We start from the raw sequence: 17,546 nt of genomic DNA, 5'->3' as shown, positions 1-17,546 counted from the left end.
TGCTCTCAGTGCACGTTGCCATGCAGTTGTGCCTGCTCGGCGTCATGGGCCTGCTGGCGCTTGCTGCCTTTGAAATAACTGCGCACCAGTACGAAGAAGACCGGCACGAAGAACACCGCCAGCAGCGTGCTCGTGATCATGCCTCCGACCACGCCGGTGCCGATGGCGCGCTGGCTGGCCGAACTGGCCCCCGTGGCCAGGAAAAGCGGCATCACGCCCAGGGTAAAGGCCAGCGAGGTCATCACGATGGGGCGAAAACGCAGGTGGGCCGCGGCGACGGCAGCCTCGAACACGCTCTTGCCCGAGGCATGCAGGTCCTTGGCGAACTCGATGATCAGGATGGCGTTCTTGGCCGACAACCCGATGATGGTCACCAGGCCGATCTGGAAATACACGTCGTTGGCCATGCCGCGCAGCAGCGTGGCCAGCAGCACGCCAAGCACGCCCAGCGGCACCACCAGCAGCACGGCAAACGGGATCGACCAGCTCTCGTACAGCGCCGCCAGCGCCAGGAAGACGGCCAGCAGCGAGAAGGCGTAGAGCACCATGGCCTGGCCGCTGGCCAGTTTTTCCTCGCGCGACTGGCCGGTCCATTCATAGCCGAAGCCTTCAGGCAGTTGCGCGGCGATGCGCTCCATCTCGGCCATGGCTTCGCCGGTGCTCAGGCCCGGGGCCGGTCCGCCGGCGATCTTCATCGCCGGGTAGCCGTTGTAGCGCACGGTCTGGGTGGCGCCCGTGACCCAGCGCGTGGTGGCGAAGGTGGACAGCGGAACTACCTGCCCCTTGTCGTTGAGCACCGGCAGGTCCAGCACCGCCTCGGGTTGCATGCGTGCGGCGCTGTCCGCCTGCACGACGACGCGCTGCAGCCGCCCCTGGCTGGGGAAGTCGTTGATGTAGGCCGATCCGAGCGCGGTGCCAAGCGCGCTGCCTATGCTGTCGAAGCCCACGCCCAGCGACGCTGCCTTGTCGCGGTCGATGTCGATCTGCATCTGCGGCGCGTCTTCCATGCCGTCCGGACGCACGCCGGCCAGCAGCTTGCTTTGCGCCGCCATGCCCAGCAGCTGGTTGCGCGCTGCCAGCAGCGCCTCGTGGCCCTTGCCGCCGCGGTCCTGCAGGCGGAAGGTGAAGCCGGCGGCGCTGCCCAGTTCGGGGATGGGCGGCGGGTTGATGGCGAAGAGGAAGGCGTCGCGGAAACCGTACAGCGCCATGGTGGCCCGCTGGGCAATGGCCTCGGCGCCGTGTTCCGGGCCGGGACGCTCGTCCCAGGGCTTGAGCGTCACGAAGGCCAGGCCCGCGTTCTGGCCCTGGCCGGAGAAGGAAAAGCCGGCGACGGTGACGATGTGCTGCACCTCGGGCTGGGCCAGCATGTACTCTTCCACGGCCTTGAGCGCCACTTCGGTGCGCGCAATGGACGCACCGGCGGGCAGTTGCACGTTGGTGATCAGGCTGCCCTGGTCCTCGTTGGGCAGGAAGGAGGTCGGCAGCCGGGTGTAGATGAGCGACACCACCCCCACCAGCACGGCGTAGACGATCATCATGCGCCCGCCGCGGTGCAGCAAACGCCCCAGCCCCGATTCATAGCGCGTGGTGGTGCGCCGGAAACCCCGGTTGAACCAGCCGAAGAAGCCGCGCTTCTGGTCGTGTCCTTCTTCCATGGGCTTGAGCAGTGTGCCGCACAGTGCCGGCGTGAGCGAGAGCGCGAGAAAGGCCGAGAAGGCGATGGAGGTGCCCATCGTGGCGGCGAACTGCCGGTAGATGTTGCCCGTCGAGCCCGGGAAGAAGGCCAGCGGCACGAAGACTGAAACCAGCACCACGGTCACGCCGATGATCGCACCCGAGATCTGGCCCATGCCCTTGCGCGTGGCTTCCAGCGGGGACAGGCCTTCCTCGGCCATGATGCGCTCGACGTTTTCCACCACCACGATGGCATCGTCCACCACGATGCCGATCACCAGCACCATGCCGAACATGGTCAGCACGTTGATGGAAAAACCCAGCGCCAGCAGCGTCGCGAAGGTGCCGAGCAAGGCCACCGGCACGACGATGGTCGGGATGATGGTGTAGCGGAATTTCTGCAGGAACAGCAGCATCACCAGGAAGACCAGCGCCACCGCCTCGAACAGGGTCTCGACCACCTTCTGGATGGATACGGAGATGAACACCGAGGTGTCGTAGGGGATTGCGTAGGCCACGCCCTTGGGGAAGAACTGCTGCAGCTCGTCGAGCTTGGCGCGCACGGCCTTGGCGGTTTCCAGCGCGTTGGCTGTGGGCGTCAGCTGCACGCCCATGCCCACGGCCTCGGCGCCGTCCAGCCGCGCGCCACCGCTGTAGTTCTGCGAGCCGATCTCGATGCGTGCCACGTCCTTCAGGCGCACCGAGGCGCCGTCGGTGCGCGCACGCAGCACGATGTCACCGAACTGCTCGGGGGTGTTCAGCTGGCCGCGCACCACGATGGTGGCGGTGGTGGCTTGCCCGGGTACGCTGGGCTGGTCGCCGAGGTTGCCGGCCGGAATCTGCACGTTCTGCGCGCGGATGGCGGCGTTGACCTGGTCGAGCGAGAGGCTGAAACCCTTGAGCTTGGCCGGGTCGATCCAGATGCGCATGGCCCGCTCGGCACCGAACTGCGTCACCGCGCCGACGCCGGGCAGGCGCTGCAGCTCGGGCACGATGTTGCGCGCGGCGTAGTCGTTCAAGGCCTCGATGTTGACGTCCGGCGTCTGCGTGGTCAGCATCGAGAACAGCAGGAAGTTGGAGCGCGACTTTTCCACCCGCACGCCTTGCTGCACCACCACCGCGGGCAGGCGCGGGGTGGCCCGCGCGAGGCGGTTCTGCACGTCCACCTGCGCCAGGTCGGGGTTGGTGCCGGGCTCGAAACTCAGCGTGATCGTGCCGGTGCCGTTGGCCTGGCTGGTGGTTTCGACGTACACCAGACCCGTGGCGCCGTTCATCTCGCGCTCGATGACGGCGAGCACCGAGTCCTCCAGGGTCTGCGCGGTGGCGCCCGGATAGACCGCCGAGATCTGGATCGTTGGAGGTGCGACCGCGGGGTATTGGGCGATCGGCAGTTTGGTGATCGAGACCGCGCCCGCCACCATGATGAAGATGGCGATGACCCATGCAAAGATGGGTCGTTCAATGAAAAACTTGGCCATGTGCTCGGCTCCGGGCGGTCAGGACTTGGCGGCGGGGGCCGCAGCCTTGTCGCCCGCGGCGCCGGGTGCCTTCCATGGCACGGGCTGCACGATCACCGGCTCGCCCGGCTTGCTGCGCGGCAGCTTCTGAAAGCCGTCCACCATCACCTGCTCGCCCGCCGTCAGGCCGTCCAGCACCACCCAGTTGTCGCCCTGGCTGGGCCCGAGCTTGACCGGGCGCGGCGCCAGCTTGCCGCCTTCGCCCACCACCAGCACCGAGTCGCCGGCCGCCGTGCGCGTGACCGCCTGCTGGGGCAGCAGCACGGCGTTGTCCGCCTGCGCCTGCTCCAGCCGCACGCGCACGTACAACCCCGGCAACAGCGCGTGCTCGGGGTTGGGCACTTCGGCGCGAAGCATCACCTGACCGCTGCTCGGGTCCACGGAGAGGTCGGTGAACAGCAGCTTGCCGGGGTGCGGGTAGATGCTGCCGTCTTCCAGCACCAGCGTTACCTTGGCGGCGTCGGCGCCGGCGGCCTTGTATTTGCCGCTGGCCAGCTGGGCGCGCAGCTTGAGGGCGTCGGCCGCCGACTGGGTGAAGTTGATGTAGAGCGGATCGATCTGCTGGATCAGGGCCAGCTGCGTGGGGCTGCCCTGCCCGACCAGCGCACCCTCGGTCACCAGCGCACGGCCTATGCGCCCCGAGATCGGCGCCGTCACCCTGGCGTAGTCCAGGTTGATCTGCGCGGCGGTCACGGCCGCCCTGGCCGCTGCCACGTTGGCTTCGCCTGCCTGGCGCGCGGCCACGGCGTTGTCGTAGTCCTGCTTGCTCACCGCGTTTTGCGCCACCAGCGGCGCATAGCGCTCGGCCAGCGCGCGGCTTTGCGCCAGGCTGGCCTCGGCCTGGGCCAGGCTGGCCTTGGCCTGCGCGACGCTCGCGCGGTAGGGGGCGTTGTCGATCAGGAACAGCTGCTGCCCGGCCTTGACCTCGCTGCCTTCGGTGAAGGTGCGCTTTTGCAGGATGCCGGCGGCGCGTGCGCGGACCTCAGCCACGCGCGATGCTTCCAGCCGGCCCGGCAGCTCGGCAACCAGGCCGACGTCGCCCGGCTGCACCGTCACCACGCCGACCTGTGGCGCAGGGGGCGCATTGCCGCCAGCCGGAGCCTGTGCCCCCGAAGGCTTGCAGGCGCTGACGATCAGGGCGCAGGCCAGCGTCAGCGCCAGGGCGCCGGCGTGCGAGCGCTGGGCGGAGCCGGCCGTGAAAGGCAGTCGAGACATTGCTTGTTTCCAGTAAGAGGGTGCGGCCCGCCGTTCCAGCCCATTGCGTCTGGAAGGGCCGAAAACACCGAAGGGTCTTCGGGCAAGGGCGCGATTATACATACATCAATGAATGTATAATCAAACCCACTGCATCAAACCGCGCATTTTCCCTGTTCCTGAAAAAATTGTCCGATGGCCCGACGCACCAAGGAAGAAGCCGACGCCACCCGGCAGGCACTGCTGGACGCAGCCGAGCGCGTGTTCTACGACAAAGGCGTGGGGCGGGCCTCGCTGGCCGAGATTGCCCAGGCGGCGGGCGCCACGCGCGGCGCGATCTACTGGCACTTCAAGGACAAGGTGGACCTGTTCAACGCCATGATGGACCGCGTCACCCTGCCACTGGAGGCGGCCATGGCCGATCCCCCCGCCGGGCTGGACCCCTTGCAGCGTGTACGCAGCGTGGTGCAGGGCCTGCTGCGCAGCCTGGCCGAGGATGAACACACCCGGCGGGTGTTTGAAATTGCCATGTACCGGGTGGAATACGTAGCCGAACTGGCGGGCGTGCGCGAGCGCCACCAGGCGGCGCTGCAGCGCCTGCACGCACAGCTGATGCGCGACATGACGCTCGCCGCCAGGCAGCAATCCGTGCGGCTGCCGCTGGCGGCGGCCGATGCCGCGCTGGGCCTGCAGGCCTTGTTTGACGGCCTGCTGCAGGCCTGGATCCTGGGCGGCGGCGCATTCGACCTGCAAGAGGCCGGTGCGGCGATGATGGAGGTCTATCTGAGTGGTCTGGGCTTCGCCACCCAGGGGCGCATGCGATAATTTGCGGCTTACTCCCAGCGGCTGTAGCTCAGTGGATAGAGTATTGGCCTCCGAAGCCAAGGGTCGTGGGTTCGATCCCCGCCAGCCGCGCCACCCCTCCTGCCCGCGCCGCCGCTAGCCGCGCAGCGGCAGCAGCGCCCCCAGGGCCATGAACACTCCCCCGCAGGCGCGGTTGAAGCGCCGCCCCGCCCGCGCCAGCCAGGGGCTGATGCGCTGGGCGGCGCTGGCCAGCAGGTATTCGGTCAGCAGTTCGGTGGCGGCAAAGGTGCCTGCCAGGATGGCAAACTGCAGCAGCAGGCTGTGCTCGGCATTCATGAACTGCGGCAGGAAGGCGGTGAAGAAGAGCAGCGCCTTCGGGTTGGTGGTGGCCGACAGCACGCCCTGGCCGAACATGCGCCGGGCACTGCCCGGGCCGGACTGCGAACGTTCCACCAGGGTGACCGGCGGAGCGCGCCAGACCTGGATGCCCAGCCACACCAGGTAAAGGCCGCCGCCCCATTTCAGCACCGTGAGCCATTGCGCGGAGGTACGGATCAAGGCGCCGATGCCGAACATCGACAGCGCGATCACCGCCACGAAGCCCAGCACCCCGCCGGCGATGGTGAACAGCGTGCGCCGCTGGCCGTACATCGCGCCATGCGTGAGCGCCAGCAGCCCGTTGGGCCCGGGCGAAAGCGACAGGCCGATGCTGGCCAGCAGGTAGATCAGCCAGGTATTGAGCGACATCGCGGCTCCCGCTTCTGAAGGGCGCGATGTTAGAGCCTGGGCGATAGCCGGTGGCAGCCGGCTCGCATACAGTTGGTCCATGACCGAAACCGACCGCGCCCTTGCGCTGCAAGGGGCCAGCAATTTCCGTGATCTCGGCGGCTATGCGGCGGCCGACGGCCGGCGCGTGCGCTGGCGCCGGCTGTTTCGCTCCGACCACCTGGCGGCATTGACGAGCGAGGACGCCCAGGCGCTGGCCGCGCTGGGCCTGGCGCGCGCCGTGGATTTTCGCGGCCAGGCCGAGCGTGCGCAGCATGCCTACGCGCTGCCCGGCGTGGCGCAGCTCGCGCTGCCGATAGAGCCGACCGTGGTGCGTCGCTTTCGCGAGCTGAGCGCGCGTGGGGAACTGCTCGATGCAAGCCATGCCGAGCGCCTGATGCACGACACCTACCTGGGTTTCGTGGCCGACGATGCACCGCAGCTTCGGGCCTTCTTCGGGCAATTGCTGGAAGACGGCGCGCCGCTGGTGTTTCATTGCACCGCCGGCAAGGACCGCACGGGCTACGCCGCCGCGCTGCTGCTGCTGGCGCTGGGCGTGCCGCGCGAGACGGTGATGCACGACTACCTGCTGACCAACCGGCTCTACCGCCGCCCGCCCGCGCCGGCCGACGACGCGCGCACGCGCGCGGTGCACGCGGTGATCTGGGGCGTGCATGCGGGCTATCTGCAGACGGCGCTCGATGCGATCGAACGCGAGCATGGTGGCGTACAGACCTATCTGCGCGAACGCCTGGGTCTGAGCGAAGCAGCGCGCCAGCAGCTGGCCCGGCTGTACCTGCAGCCGCCCGCGCGCTAAGCTGGCGGCCTGACGGCCACTTCAGGAGCGAACATGAGCAGCGACACATCCCCCTTCGGCTTCGGGCGTTTCGTGCCCGGTTTCGACTTCCTGCAGAAGCTCTCGGAAGGCGCGGCCAGCGCCATGCCGGCCATGCCGCCGCTGGCCGGCTGGGTCGCGCCGACGCTGAGCCTGCCCGAGATCGACCAGCGCATCCGCGAACTCAAGACCGTGCAGTTCTGGCTGGAACAGAACGCCGGGGCGCTGACGGCCACCATCCAGGCCCTGCAGGTCCAGCGCATGACACTGGCGACGCTGCAGGGCATGAACGTGGCGATGACCGACCTGGCCCGGGGTGCCTTCACTGCGGGCTCCGCCGCGCCCGAGCCTGCTCCGGCGGCTGAGCCTGCGCCTGAACCCGCGGCGCCGGAGCAGGGCGCCCGCACGGCAGCGCAGGCCCGGCCCGATGCCGATGAGGATGCGGCGCAGGCGCCCGCAGCGGCGGGCGTGGACCCGCTGCAGTGGTGGGGCGCGCTGACGCAGCAATTCCAGCAGCTGGCCAGCCAGGCCATGGGCGACGCGAACGCCCAGCAGGCGGCGCTCGATGCCTCGCGCCAGATGACGGCCGGGGCCGTCAAAGCGGCGCAGGAAATGGCTTCGGCGCTGAGCGCCGCGCCGGCGCCCGCCGCCCAAAAGGCGGCCAAGGCGCGCAAGCGGCCGGCCGCCGGCAAGGCCGTGCCCGCCAAGGCGGCGCGCAAGGCCGGCGGGAAGTCCGGCAAATAAACCGGTTTTGATAGCTGGCAGCGCTTGATGGACGGGCGTTAGAGCCCGTTTTGACCATAAAATCAAAAGCGCGGCAGTTCGGGGTGTGCGAGCCGCCCGCCACGCACCAGCATCTTGCCGTACTCGGCGCAGCGCGACAGCGTGGGGATGAGCTTGCCGGGGTTCAGCAAGCCCTCGGGATCGAAGGCATGCTTGAGCGCCAGCATCTGGGCGCGCTCCGCGGGCGAGAACTGCACGCACATGGAGTTGAGCTTTTCCACGCCCACGCCGTGCTCGCCGGTGATGGTGCCGCCCATGGCCACGCTAGTCTCCAGGATGTCGGCGCCGAAGGCTTCGGCGCGCTGCAGCTGGTCGGCGTCGTTGGCGTCGAACAGGATCAGCGGGTGCAGGTTGCCGTCGCCCGCATGGAAGACGTTGCAGCAGCGCAGGCCGTATTTTTTCTCCATCTCGGCAATCGCCAGCAGGATGTCGGCCAGGCGCTTGCGCGGGATGGTGGAGTCCATGCACATGTAGTCGGGGCTGATGCGCCCGCTGGCCGGGAAGGCGTTCTTGCGCCCGCTCCAGAAGCGCAGGCGCTCTTCTTCGCTCTGGCTCACGGCGATGGCGGTGGCGCCTGCGGCGCGCAGCACCTGGCCCATGCGCGCGATCTCTTCCTCGACTTCCTCGCTGGTGCCATCGCTTTCGCACAGCAGGATGGCGGCGGCCGCGAGGTCGTAGCCGGCATGCACGAAGTCTTCCACCGCGCGCGTCATGGGGCCGTCCATCATCTCCAGGCCTGCCGGGATGATGCCTTCGCCGATCACCGCCGCCACCGCGTTGCCCGCGTCGCGCACGTCGGCGAAGCTGGCCATGATGCAGCGGGCGGTCTGCGGCTTGGGAATCAGGCGCACCGTCGCTTCGAGCGTGACGGCCAGCATGCCCTCGCTGCCGATGACGGCGGCCAGCAGGTCCAGGCCCGGCGTGTCCAGCGCCTCGGAGCCGAACTCGACGGGCTCGCCCTGCACGGTGTAGCCGCGCACGCGCAGCACGTTGTGCAGCGTCAGCCCGTACTTCAGGCAGTGCACGCCGCCCGAGTTTTCCGCGATGTTGCCGCCTATGCTGCAGGCGATCTGGCTTGACGGGTCGGGCGCGTAGTACAGACCGTGGCGCGCCGCCGCTTCGCTGATCGCCAGGTTCCTCACCCCGCATTGCACCCGTGCGGTGCGCGCCAGCGGGTCGATCTGCACGATGCGGTTGAACCGGGCCAGCGACAGCGTCACGCCCATGGGGTGCGGCAGCGCGCCGCCCGACAGGCCGGTGCCTGCACCGCGCGCCACCACTGGCGCCCGCAGGCGGTGGCAGGTCTGCAGTATGGCCCGCACCTGCTCTTCGGTTTGCGGCAGGCAGACGAGCAGCGGGCGCTGGCGGTAGGCGGTCAGGCCGTCGCATTCGTAGGGCGTGGTGTCCTCGGGCTGGTAGAGCAGCGCATCGGCCGGCAGGCAGGTGGCCAGGGCTTGCACGAGCTCGCTTTGGCGCGCAGCGCGCTCGGCCGGGGTGGGTTCGGACTGCATGCGGCAACTCTAGCGCAAGCAGGCACGGGTAGCACACAATCCCGGAGTACCGACACCCCGGCCGACGCCGCGCACGCCATGCACTCCGCCGCATCCATAGTTTCCACAACCGTGCGCGGCCCGAAGCTGCTGGGCCTGCTGCCCATGCCGGCGGCCGCAGCGCTGGCGCTGGCCTGGGGCACGCGCGGCGACCTGCCGTGGTGGCTCATCTGGTGCGCCGCCCTGCTGGCCTGCCTCGTGGCCCTGGGCGCGGCATGGCACGGCGGGCTGGGCTTGTGGGAAGCACTGATGGCGCAGGCCGGCGCGATGGCCACCGCTACCGGCGCGCTTGCGCTGCCGTCCTGGCATTGCCTTGCCAAACCCGCTGCCATGGTGTTTGCTATCGCCGCGGTAGCTGCTGGCGCAAGTGGCACAAGGGGAAACGGCCGATTTTCCTTCAAACCCTTGCATGCCTGGCTGCTGCTTGCGCTGGGCGCATCGCTGGCGGGCGACGTCTTCCTCATGCTGCCCGACCGCTTCATTCCCGGCCTCGTGAGCTTTCTGCTTGCGCATCTTGCCTACATTGCGCTGTTTCGCCGGGGCAGCCGCTGGCTGGCCCAGCGCGCGGCGCTCGCGGCCACGCTGGCGCTGGGTGCGGGCATGTACGCCTTCCTGTGGCGCGGCGGGCTGCCGCCTGAATTGCGTCTGCCGGTGGCGGTTTACGTGCTGGCCATCGTGCTGATGGCGGCACAGGCCTGGGCGCGCTGGCAGGCGCTGCGCGGGCCGGCGCCGCTGTGCGTGGCGCTGGGCGCCTGCTGCTTCATGCTCAGCGACGCCTTGCTGGCCACCAGCCGGTTCGTGCAGCCCCTGCCCTGGGCGCCGCTGTGGGTGCTCAGCAGCTACTACGCGGCGCAGTTGCTGATCGTTGCCGGTGTGCTGCGCAGTGCCGACCGGGCAGCGCGCTGAAGTCGCCCTTCCATTGCGGTCGCCGGCGCGCGGGTGGGCCGCGCTGTGCCGGGGCAGATGGGCCTGCAGGCCCTACTTGCCGCTGCGCGGTGGCGCCGGTGCCAGCGCGGCGATGGGCTGCAGGGACGCGTCCGCCAGCCCGGCAAGCAAGGCCTTGCCGCCGGGCAGCACCCGAAACTCGCCGTAGCGCGCCCGGCTGAAGCGCTCGCCCTGGCCTTCGGGGAAGAAGTAGGCGTCGGTCACCAGCGTCCAGCGGCCCTTGAGGTAGCGCAGCGGCAGCAGCAGCTCATCGGCCGCCAGGGGCTCGTCCAGGCGGGCCAGGCGCTGCAGCTCGGCCACCCCCTGCGGGCCGAGCCGCGCCACGGCATGCCGGCGGGCATTCCAGTCGCGCCCGTCGGCTTGTCCAAGCTGCTCGCGCAGCCCGGCTGGCAGCGCAAAGTTGAGCGCCATGTAGTCGCCCTGCATCAGGGAGCGCGGATCGACCGGCGCCAGCGCCACGAAGACCTTTTGCCCCTGGGCGAGGAGCTGCTGCTTGTGGCGCGCGTCCTGGTGCACCAGCGCGACGGCGAGCAGCGCCACCGCCAGCGCCGTGAACGCCGCCGCCCGGCCGCGCCGCCCCGCTGCGGCCTCGCTCTGGGGGGCCGGCGCAAGCGGCCTTTGCCCAGAGGTGCGCGACAGCGCGGCCACGGCCAGCGCCAGCAGCGCGCCGGCGCCCGCGAGCAGCAGGGCCTTGTCGCTCAGCGACCACTGCAGCAGGTAATAGAACTGCGCCAGTTGCGCCAGCAGCACGGCCAGCGCCAGCCACCACAGGCGCCGGCGGCCCGTGCCCAGCGCCACCGTGCCGACCACGGCGGCCGTCTCCACCGGCAGGACCCAGCAGGCCAGCAGGAGCAGCGCATAGACCAGGGCCAGCAGCGGGCGGGCGGCGCGCATTTCGGCGGCCGCCTCGGCATCCGGCTGGCGCCGGCCCAGCAGCCAGGCGGCGCTGGCCGCTACCAGCAGGGTGCGCAGCGCGATGCGGCCGTTGAAGTCAAACAGCGCCGACAGGGTCTCCAGCGGCGACTGTGCGTCCATGCCGACCAGCCCCTGGGCCAGGCCCTGCAGCGCCATCAGCAGCGGAGCCGCCAGCAGCAGTGCCACCGCGGCGCCGTCGGCCAGCGCGCTCAGCCTGAGCGAGCAGGCGCGCGGGCGCATGCGGGCTTGCCTCAGGCACCACAGCGCCCAGGCGGCGGTGAGCAGCCAGAGGTTCAGACTGGCGCCGTCCGCGAGCGAACCCGTGAGCACGCTGTCGACGAGGTTGGCATCGGCATGCAGCCCAAGCGGAATGAAGACAAAGGTCCACGCCGCCGCCATGCCCAGCAGGCGCTGCACCCAGACCACGCGCGCCAGCCATGCCGCGCCCAGCTGCAGCGCCAGCAGGCCCAGCAGCGGCCCGACAAGCGCCGCGTGGTCCTGCGTCCACCAGTGAAGGCCCCAGCTCAGCAGCCACATCACCTGGCCGACGAGCAGCAGGCTGAAGGCCATCTGCGCGGCAAACAGGCCGCGTCGCGTGCGCAGCAGATACACCGCGGCGGCGGTGAGAGCCAGACAACTCAGCAGCGAGCCGGGCGGGCGAAAGATCGCGCCCCAGGACAGAAGCGCCAGCACGCCCAGGCCCAGCACCGTCACCAGACTGGCGCCGAGGTAGCCCAGCACCATCACCGGCCAGGAAGGCTGCGCCCCCTGCTGCGGCCCCTGCAAGGCCTGCGCGGGCAGCAGCCCCTGGGCGACGCCCTGCTGCAGCAGCTGCGCCTGTGCCTGTGCCTTCATGCCGGGGCGTCCCTGGCTTGCAGGCGGTAGAGCCAGCGCATGCTGAGCCCGGTGCTGACCGCCGCGACCAGCGTCAGCGCCAGCATGCGGCCCGCCGCAAAGTCGTTGCCGCCCTGAAACAGCCACCAGCCCAGCGTGCTCAGCCCCATCGCGTTGGCGGCCATCAGCGCCAGCGCCAGCACGCTGTATTCACGCGGCTGGCGGCGCCAGGCCAGCAGCACGGCCCCGGCGACGAGCAGCGCGCACAGCAGGAACTGCGCATCGGTATGGCGGCCAAGCAGATTGAAGATGCCGTCGGCGCTCCAGGCGGTCAAGGCCAGCAGGGCGGCGGTGGACCAGCTCAGCGTCGGGCGCTGCTGGCGCATCAGCCCGGTTGCGGACAAGGCCAGGGGCAGCAGGAACAGCGCCGCCCACAGCAGCAGTTCCAGGTAGCGGCGCAGCGAGGTGGGGCCGTCTTGCGCCCAGAGGACCTGCAGGCCCAGCGGCGCGCCGGCCCAGGCGAACAGGCCCGCGCCCGCTATCAACAGCCACAGCGCCCACAGCCCGTCGTGGCGCGCCAGCAGCGCCCAGGGCAAGGCGAGCAGCGCCCAGGTGGCAAACAGCTGCCAGGCGTCCGCGCCGGTCTGCCAGGTCTGGCCGACGAAGGCGAGCAAGGCGCCCAGCGCCAGCGTCGTCAGCAGCAGCAGGGCGGTGCGCGCACGCGCGAGCAGCGCAAGCAGCACGGCGGGCGCCAGCACCGCCGCCTCCAGCAGGTGCAGCCGGGTCTGCAGCGCCATGTGCTGCCAGTTGGCGGCCACCCAGAAGATCAGCGCCGCGCCCAGCAGCAGCGCCGCCGTCACGGCAAGCCCCCGTTGCAGCCCGGTGCGCAGCTGCGGTGGCGGCGCGTCCAGGCGTGCAAGCTGCCACAGGCGCTCGGCCTGCGCGGCGTCCAGCGCGTGGCGCCGGATCAGCTCTTCGATGAAGGTGTGCATGGGCCGTGGTGGAGCGGGGCGCGGCGCGGCTCAGGGGGCGGCCCGTGTCAGCGGTAGAGCAGCGTGGGCAGCCACATGGTCAGCGGCGACCAGAGCGCGGCGATGACCAGGTCCACCATGGAAACCAGAACCAGCGGCGCAATCGCCCGCGAAACCTTGCCCAGGCTGACCTGTGCGATGCCGCAACTGACAAACAGGCAGATGCCCACCGGCGGCGTGAGCATGCCGATCGCCAGGTTCACCACCACCAGCACGCCGAACTGCACCGGATCGACCTGCATCTGCGGCGTCAGCAGCGCCAGCACCGGCACCACCAGCAGCAGCGCGGCGGTGGTCTCCATCACGCAGCCGATGACGAGCAGCAGCAGCATCACCAGCAGCAGCAGGCCTATGGGCGGCAGCGCCAGCGAATTGACGAAGGTGTTGAGCAGCTGTGCGCTCTGTTGCATCGCCAGCAGCCAGCCGAAGACCTTGGCCATGGCGATGATGAACAGGATGCTGCCTGCCGTCGCCTGCGAGCGGATGACGAGCCGGGGCAGCTCGCGCCAGGACAGCTCGCGGTTGATCACGGTGCCTACCAGCAGTGCGTAGAACACCGCCAGGGCCGCGCCTTCGGTGACGGTGACGATGCCGCCCAGGATGCCGCCCAGCACGATGACCGGCGCGCCCATGGACCACAGCGCCGCGCGCCCGGTCGCGGCCACCTGCTTCCAGGTGAAGGGCTGGCGCTCGCCATAGCCCTTGCGCCAGGAGATGAACACCGCCACCGCCATGAAGGAGAAGCCCAGCAGCGCGCCCACCAGGATGCCGCCGGCGAACAGCTGCGAGGTGGAGATGTTGGTCATGAACCCGAAGAGAATCATCGGGATCGACGGCGGGATGATGATGCCTATGGCCCCGCCCGCCGCGACCACGGCCGCGGCAAAGGCCGGCGGATAGCCCTGGCGCACCATGGTGGGAATGACCACCGCGCCGATCGCCGCCGTGTCGGCCGCGGCCGAGCCCGAAATGCCGGCGATGATGATGGACGCGCCTATGGCCGCCGCCGCCAGCCCGCCCGGCGCCCAGCCCACCAGGCTGTTGCAGAAGTCGATCAGGCGGCGCGAGATGCCGCCCACTTCCATGATGGCGCCCGCAATCATGAACAGCGGCACCGCCAGCAGGTCGAAGGAATCGACACCGGAAAACAGCTGCTGCACCACCGTCTGCCCGAGCGCCGCCAGCGTCACCGAATCGGGGAACACGCCCGGCGTGATGATCAGGCCGATCGCCGGCAGGCCGATGCTCAGGGCAACCGGCAGGCCCAGGGCCATGAGGAAGAACATCAGCCCGAAGAGCAGGACGATGATCATGTGGACGCGGCGTGTTTGACGGGGCCGGTCAGGTCCACCAGCACGTGCAGCAGGAAGATGGCGGCCGAGACCGGCAGCACGGAGATCGGCAGCGACATCGGCATCTGCACCGCGGACGAGGTCTGCTCCCAGGCCTTGAGCGTATAGCCCACGCCGAACCAGGTGATCAGGCCGAAGCAGGCCAGGGTGAGCAGCTGCAGCAGGCGCACGATGGCACCCTCGACCACCGGGCCGAAGCGTGCGCCCAGCCCGGCCAGGCCGATGAATTCCGCGCGCTTGTAGGCCACGGTGGCGCCCAGGAAGCTGGTTGCCACCAGCATGTAGCGGCCCACCTCTTCGGACCAGCTCAGGGAATTGCCCATGTAGCGCGCCACCACCTGGGCAAACAGGATGAGCGAAAAGGCCACGCCGATCATCAGCAGCAGCCACTCCACCAAGCGGTTGGCGTGGTCACTGGCCCGGCGCAGCGCCTCGTGCAGTTTCATGCAGCGTATTGGCCTTCAACCCTTGATGCGCGAGCGCTGATAGCTCATTTTTCGCTAGCAAGAATCTTGTCGACGATGGTTTTGGTGTCGCCCTTGAGCGAGGCGTAGACCGGTTGTGTCCTGGCGCGGAAGGCCACGACGTCGGGATCCGTGACCACCTGCACGCCGGCCGTCTGCAGCGCGGCAAGCTCCTTGGCCTCGTTGTCGCGCACCTGGGCGCGCCCGTAGGCCGAGGCCTGGGCGGCCGCGTCCATGAAGGCCTTCTGGTCGGCCGCGGGCAGCTTGTCGAAGAAGGGCTTGCTGCCGACGAAGACCAGGGCCGAATACACGTGGCGCGTGAGCGTCAGGTACTTTTGCCCCACCTCGCTGAGCTTGGCCGCGGCGATCACCGAGATCGGGTTTTCCTGGCCGTCGAGCACGCCCTGCTGCAGCTGGGTGGTGATGGGCCAGGCCATGGGCGTGGGGTTGGCGCCGATGCCGCGCCAGATCGCCAGGTGGGTGGGCGACTCCATGGTGCGGATCTTCAGGCCCTTGACGTCCTCGGGCTCCTTGACCGCGTGCTTGGAGTTGGTCAGGTTGCGAAAGCCGTTGTCCAGAAAATGCATTCCCACCAGGCCCGCCTTGCCGAAGCGCGCGAGCAGGTCCTGGCCGATGGGGCCGTCGAGCACCTTGTCCGTCTGCTCATAGGAGCTGAACAGGAAGGGCATTTCTATGGCCTTGATCTCGGGCACGAAGGCTTCCACCGGGCCGGTGGTGCACACGCACATCTGCACCGTGCCCAGCTGCAACTGCTGCAGCACCTGGGTTTCGCTGCCGAGTGCGCCCGAGTGGTGGATGATCACCTCGTACTTGCCGGGCAGCTCCTTGTCCAGTACTTCCTTGAACTTCTGCGCCGACAGGGTATGCACGAAGGAGGGCGCGGTGACGATGCCGATGTTGACCTGCACCGGCGCGGCGGCCGCTGTCGTGGCCCAGGCCAGTCCGATGGCGCATGCCGCGGCGGCGAATGTGCGTGATATCCGGTTCATGTTTGCTCCTTTGGTTGGTGGATGCGGCTCTTCGCGGCGCTGTGGATCGGGACCGGAAAGTGATGCTATCACCGACCGCGGGGAGTCATGCGGTGCATCCTAAGCGCGCTTCTGCCGATCAACCGCGATTGTCGCAAGGGCTGCGTGGACTTTGGCGTCTTGCGCTTCGCCCGCGCGTGCCGCATCCGGCCAGAGCCACAGGCCGTCGTACACGCGCGTGGCGGGGCCAAGCATGGACACCGGATGCCCTTCGCCGGGCCAGGTGACCTGCAGCTCTCCGCCCGGCAGCCCCACCGTGACGTCCCGGCCCAGCCAGCCCAGGCGCCGTCCGGCCACGACAGCCGCGCAGGCGCCCGTGCCGCAGGCCAGGGTCTCGCCCGCGCCGCGCTCGTGAACGCGCAACCGGATGCGCTCGGGTGTCAGGATCTGCATGAAGCCGACGTTGACGCGGGCCGGAAAACGCGGGTGCCGCTCCAGCAGCGGCCCCAGCCTGGCCACGGGAGCGCGCCCCAGGTCGTCCACGCGCAGCACGGCATGCGGATTGCCCATGTTCACGACAGCCAGTTCCAGAGCCTCGCCCTCGACGGTGATCGGGTAGCTCAGCGCGGGTGCTGGCGCATCGAAGGGGATCTCGGCCGGCAGCAACCGCGGCACGCCCATGTCCACGCGCACGTCGCCGTGGCCGGTGATGTGCAGCTCGATCGCCCCGCCGCAGGTCTGCACGCGGATGTGGTCCTTGTCCGTCAGGCCCTGCTCGCGCACGAAGCGGGCGAAGCAGCGCGCGCCGTTGCCGCACTGCTCGACCTCGCCGCCGTCGGCGTTGAAGATGCGGTAGCCGAAGTCCACGCTCGCATGCGGCGCGCGCTCGACCAGCAGCAACTGGTCGAAGCCCACGCCGAAATGCCGGTCGGCCATGGCGCGGATGTCGCCGGGCGCGAGCGCGATGGCCTCGCGGGTCGCGTCGAGCACCATGAAGTCGTTGCCCAGCCCGTGCATCTTGGTGAACGGCAGGGGTGGGCGACGGGCGATTGACGGTGTCGTCATGGCGTGGCGGGCAGCGCGCGCTTGTGGCCGCTGGCCTCGAAGGCGCGCACGATGCGCTCGAAGTCCCGGGCGTCGACGTCCTGGCCGTGCAGGAAGGCGTCGATCGCGGTGTAGCCGACGCCGTGCGCGGCCTCGTCGGGCAGGCCGGGCCGGCTGTCCTCCAAGTCGGCCGTCGGCGTCTTGTGCACCAGGTGCTGCGGGGCGCCCAGCGCCTGTGCCATGGCGCGCACCTGGCCCTTGACCAGGCCGGCCAGCGGCTGCAGGTCGCAGGCGCCGTCGCCGAACTTGGTGAAGAAGCCCATCACCGCCTCGGCCGCGTGGTCGGTGCCGATCACCAGCCCATCGCTTGCGTTGGCGATGGCGTACTGCGCCACCATGCGCATGCGCGCCTTGACGTTGCCCAGCACCCGGTCGCGCAGCGCCGGGGGCAGCGGCTGCAGCAGGTCCACCAGCGGCCCCGCGAGCGCGGCGACGCCGGCCTCGATCGGCACGGTGCGCACCTCATCGGCGCGGACGAAGGCGAGCGCGGCCTGCGCGTCGGCCTCGTCGAACTGCGCCTGGTACGGCAGTCGCACCGCGATGAAGCGCCACGCGCCGCCGCCGCTGCGCTGGCGCAGGTCTTGCACTGCGAGCTGCGCCAGCCGGCCCGCGACCGACGAGTCCACGCCGCCGCTGATGCCCAGCACCAGGGCTTGGGCGTGGCTCGCCTGCAGCGTCTGCTGGATGAAGGCGATGCGCCGCGCGATCTGCGCCTGCGCGTCCTGCGGACCGGTGAACGGCGGCACGACGTGCAGGCTGCCGATGATGGCCTGTTGCGCGGGGTGCATGG

15 protein-coding genes and 1 tRNA gene are annotated in these 17,546 nt (G+C 69.7%); 5 read left to right on the top strand and 11 right to left on the bottom strand.

The annotated features are described in order from the left end of the window. Positions 1 to 5: 5 nt before the first annotated feature. Both FOZ74_RS05065 and FOZ74_RS05060 read right to left on the bottom strand, forming a co-directional pair. Positions 6 to 3,152 (bottom strand): efflux RND transporter permease subunit, encoded by a 3,147-nt coding sequence (locus tag FOZ74_RS05065; RefSeq protein ID WP_146912045.1) that lies wholly within the window; start codon positions 3,150 to 3,152, stop codon positions 6 to 8. 18 nt (positions 3,153 to 3,170) lie between these two features. After that, positions 3,171 to 4,406: an efflux RND transporter periplasmic adaptor subunit gene (locus tag FOZ74_RS05060; RefSeq protein WP_146912044.1), complete on the bottom strand. Its 1,236-nt coding sequence runs from the start codon at positions 4,404 to 4,406 to the stop codon at positions 3,171 to 3,173. Positions 4,407 to 4,580: 174 nt separating this feature from the next. On the opposite strand from FOZ74_RS05060, the gene FOZ74_RS05055 reads away from it, so the two are divergent. Next, positions 4,581 to 5,210 carry a TetR family transcriptional regulator gene (locus FOZ74_RS05055; protein ID WP_146912043.1) on the top strand — a complete coding sequence of 210 codons (630 nt, stop codon included), beginning with the start codon at positions 4,581 to 4,583 and terminating at the stop codon, positions 5,208 to 5,210. Between the two features lie 17 nt (positions 5,211 to 5,227). Next, positions 5,228 to 5,303 (top strand) — tRNA-Arg (locus tag FOZ74_RS05050). Between the two features lie 21 nt (positions 5,304 to 5,324). Here FOZ74_RS05050 and FOZ74_RS05045 read toward each other — a convergent pair. Continuing rightward, positions 5,325 to 5,936 (bottom strand): LysE family translocator, encoded by a 612-nt coding sequence (locus FOZ74_RS05045; RefSeq protein WP_146912042.1) that lies wholly within the window; start codon positions 5,934 to 5,936, stop codon positions 5,325 to 5,327. 79 nt (positions 5,937 to 6,015) lie between these two features. Between FOZ74_RS05045 and FOZ74_RS05040 the strand changes: the two genes are divergently transcribed. Beyond that, positions 6,016 to 6,771 carry a tyrosine-protein phosphatase gene (locus tag FOZ74_RS05040; RefSeq protein ID WP_146912041.1) on the top strand — a complete coding sequence of 252 codons (756 nt, stop codon included), beginning with the start codon at positions 6,016 to 6,018 and terminating at the stop codon, positions 6,769 to 6,771. Between the two features lie 33 nt (positions 6,772 to 6,804). Continuing rightward, the gene (locus tag FOZ74_RS05035; RefSeq protein ID WP_146912040.1) at positions 6,805 to 7,533 is read left to right on the top strand and encodes a PhaM family polyhydroxyalkanoate granule multifunctional regulatory protein; all 729 of its coding nucleotides are present in this window, start codon (positions 6,805 to 6,807) and stop codon (positions 7,531 to 7,533) included. Between the two features lie 62 nt (positions 7,534 to 7,595). Here the strand turns inward: FOZ74_RS05035 and FOZ74_RS05030 are convergent, their stop codons facing one another. Next, complete coding sequence (locus tag FOZ74_RS05030) at positions 7,596 to 9,083, bottom strand: FAD-linked oxidase C-terminal domain-containing protein (RefSeq protein WP_146912039.1); 1,488 nt, start codon at positions 9,081 to 9,083, stop codon at positions 7,596 to 7,598. 111 nt (positions 9,084 to 9,194) lie between these two features. On the opposite strand from FOZ74_RS05030, the gene FOZ74_RS05025 reads away from it, so the two are divergent. Beyond that, on the top strand, positions 9,195 to 10,028 hold the full coding sequence (locus FOZ74_RS05025) for a lysoplasmalogenase (RefSeq protein WP_255437798.1): 834 nt from the start codon (positions 9,195 to 9,197) through the stop codon (positions 10,026 to 10,028). Positions 10,029 to 10,100: 72 nt separating this feature from the next. Here the strand turns inward: FOZ74_RS05025 and FOZ74_RS05020 are convergent, their stop codons facing one another. The 7 genes from FOZ74_RS05020 to nadE form a co-directional block, all read right to left on the bottom strand. Beyond that, the gene (locus FOZ74_RS05020; RefSeq protein WP_146912037.1) at positions 10,101 to 11,837 is read right to left on the bottom strand and encodes a GDYXXLXY domain-containing protein; all 1,737 of its coding nucleotides are present in this window, start codon (positions 11,835 to 11,837) and stop codon (positions 10,101 to 10,103) included. Continuing rightward, a complete protein-coding gene (locus tag FOZ74_RS05015; protein ID WP_146912036.1) occupies positions 11,834 to 12,808 on the bottom strand; it encodes a DUF2157 domain-containing protein in 975 nt (324 codons plus the stop codon). Before FOZ74_RS05015 ends, FOZ74_RS05020 begins: the two co-directional genes overlap by 4 nt. A gap of 47 nt (positions 12,809 to 12,855) precedes the next feature. Then, positions 12,856 to 14,160 (bottom strand): TRAP transporter large permease, encoded by a 1,305-nt coding sequence (locus tag FOZ74_RS05010; RefSeq protein WP_146912035.1) that lies wholly within the window; start codon positions 14,158 to 14,160, stop codon positions 12,856 to 12,858. Next, complete coding sequence (locus FOZ74_RS05005; RefSeq protein ID WP_146912034.1) at positions 14,157 to 14,645, bottom strand: TRAP transporter small permease; 489 nt, start codon at positions 14,643 to 14,645, stop codon at positions 14,157 to 14,159. Before FOZ74_RS05005 ends, FOZ74_RS05010 begins: the two co-directional genes overlap by 4 nt. 44 nt (positions 14,646 to 14,689) lie before the next feature. Next, positions 14,690 to 15,673, bottom strand: a complete 984-nt coding sequence (locus FOZ74_RS05000; RefSeq protein WP_146912033.1) for a DctP family TRAP transporter solute-binding subunit — start codon at positions 15,671 to 15,673, stop codon at positions 14,690 to 14,692. Between the two features lie 99 nt (positions 15,674 to 15,772). Beyond that, entirely contained in the window at positions 15,773 to 16,717 is a 945-nt protein-coding gene (dapF, locus tag FOZ74_RS04995) for a diaminopimelate epimerase (protein WP_222434183.1), read from the bottom strand. Continuing rightward, positions 16,714 to 17,544, bottom strand: a complete 831-nt coding sequence (gene nadE / locus FOZ74_RS04990; RefSeq protein ID WP_146912032.1) for an NAD(+) synthase — start codon at positions 17,542 to 17,544, stop codon at positions 16,714 to 16,716. The genes dapF and nadE overlap by 4 nt, the downstream gene beginning before the upstream one ends. Positions 17,545 to 17,546 lie beyond the last annotated feature (2 nt).

The organism is Comamonas flocculans, assembly GCF_007954405.1.
Lineage (GTDB): Bacteria > Pseudomonadota > Gammaproteobacteria > Burkholderiales > Burkholderiaceae_C > Comamonas_C > Comamonas_C flocculans.
Note: the sequence above shows the minus strand (reverse complement) of the source record. Positions and strands in the feature narration are given on the sequence as shown.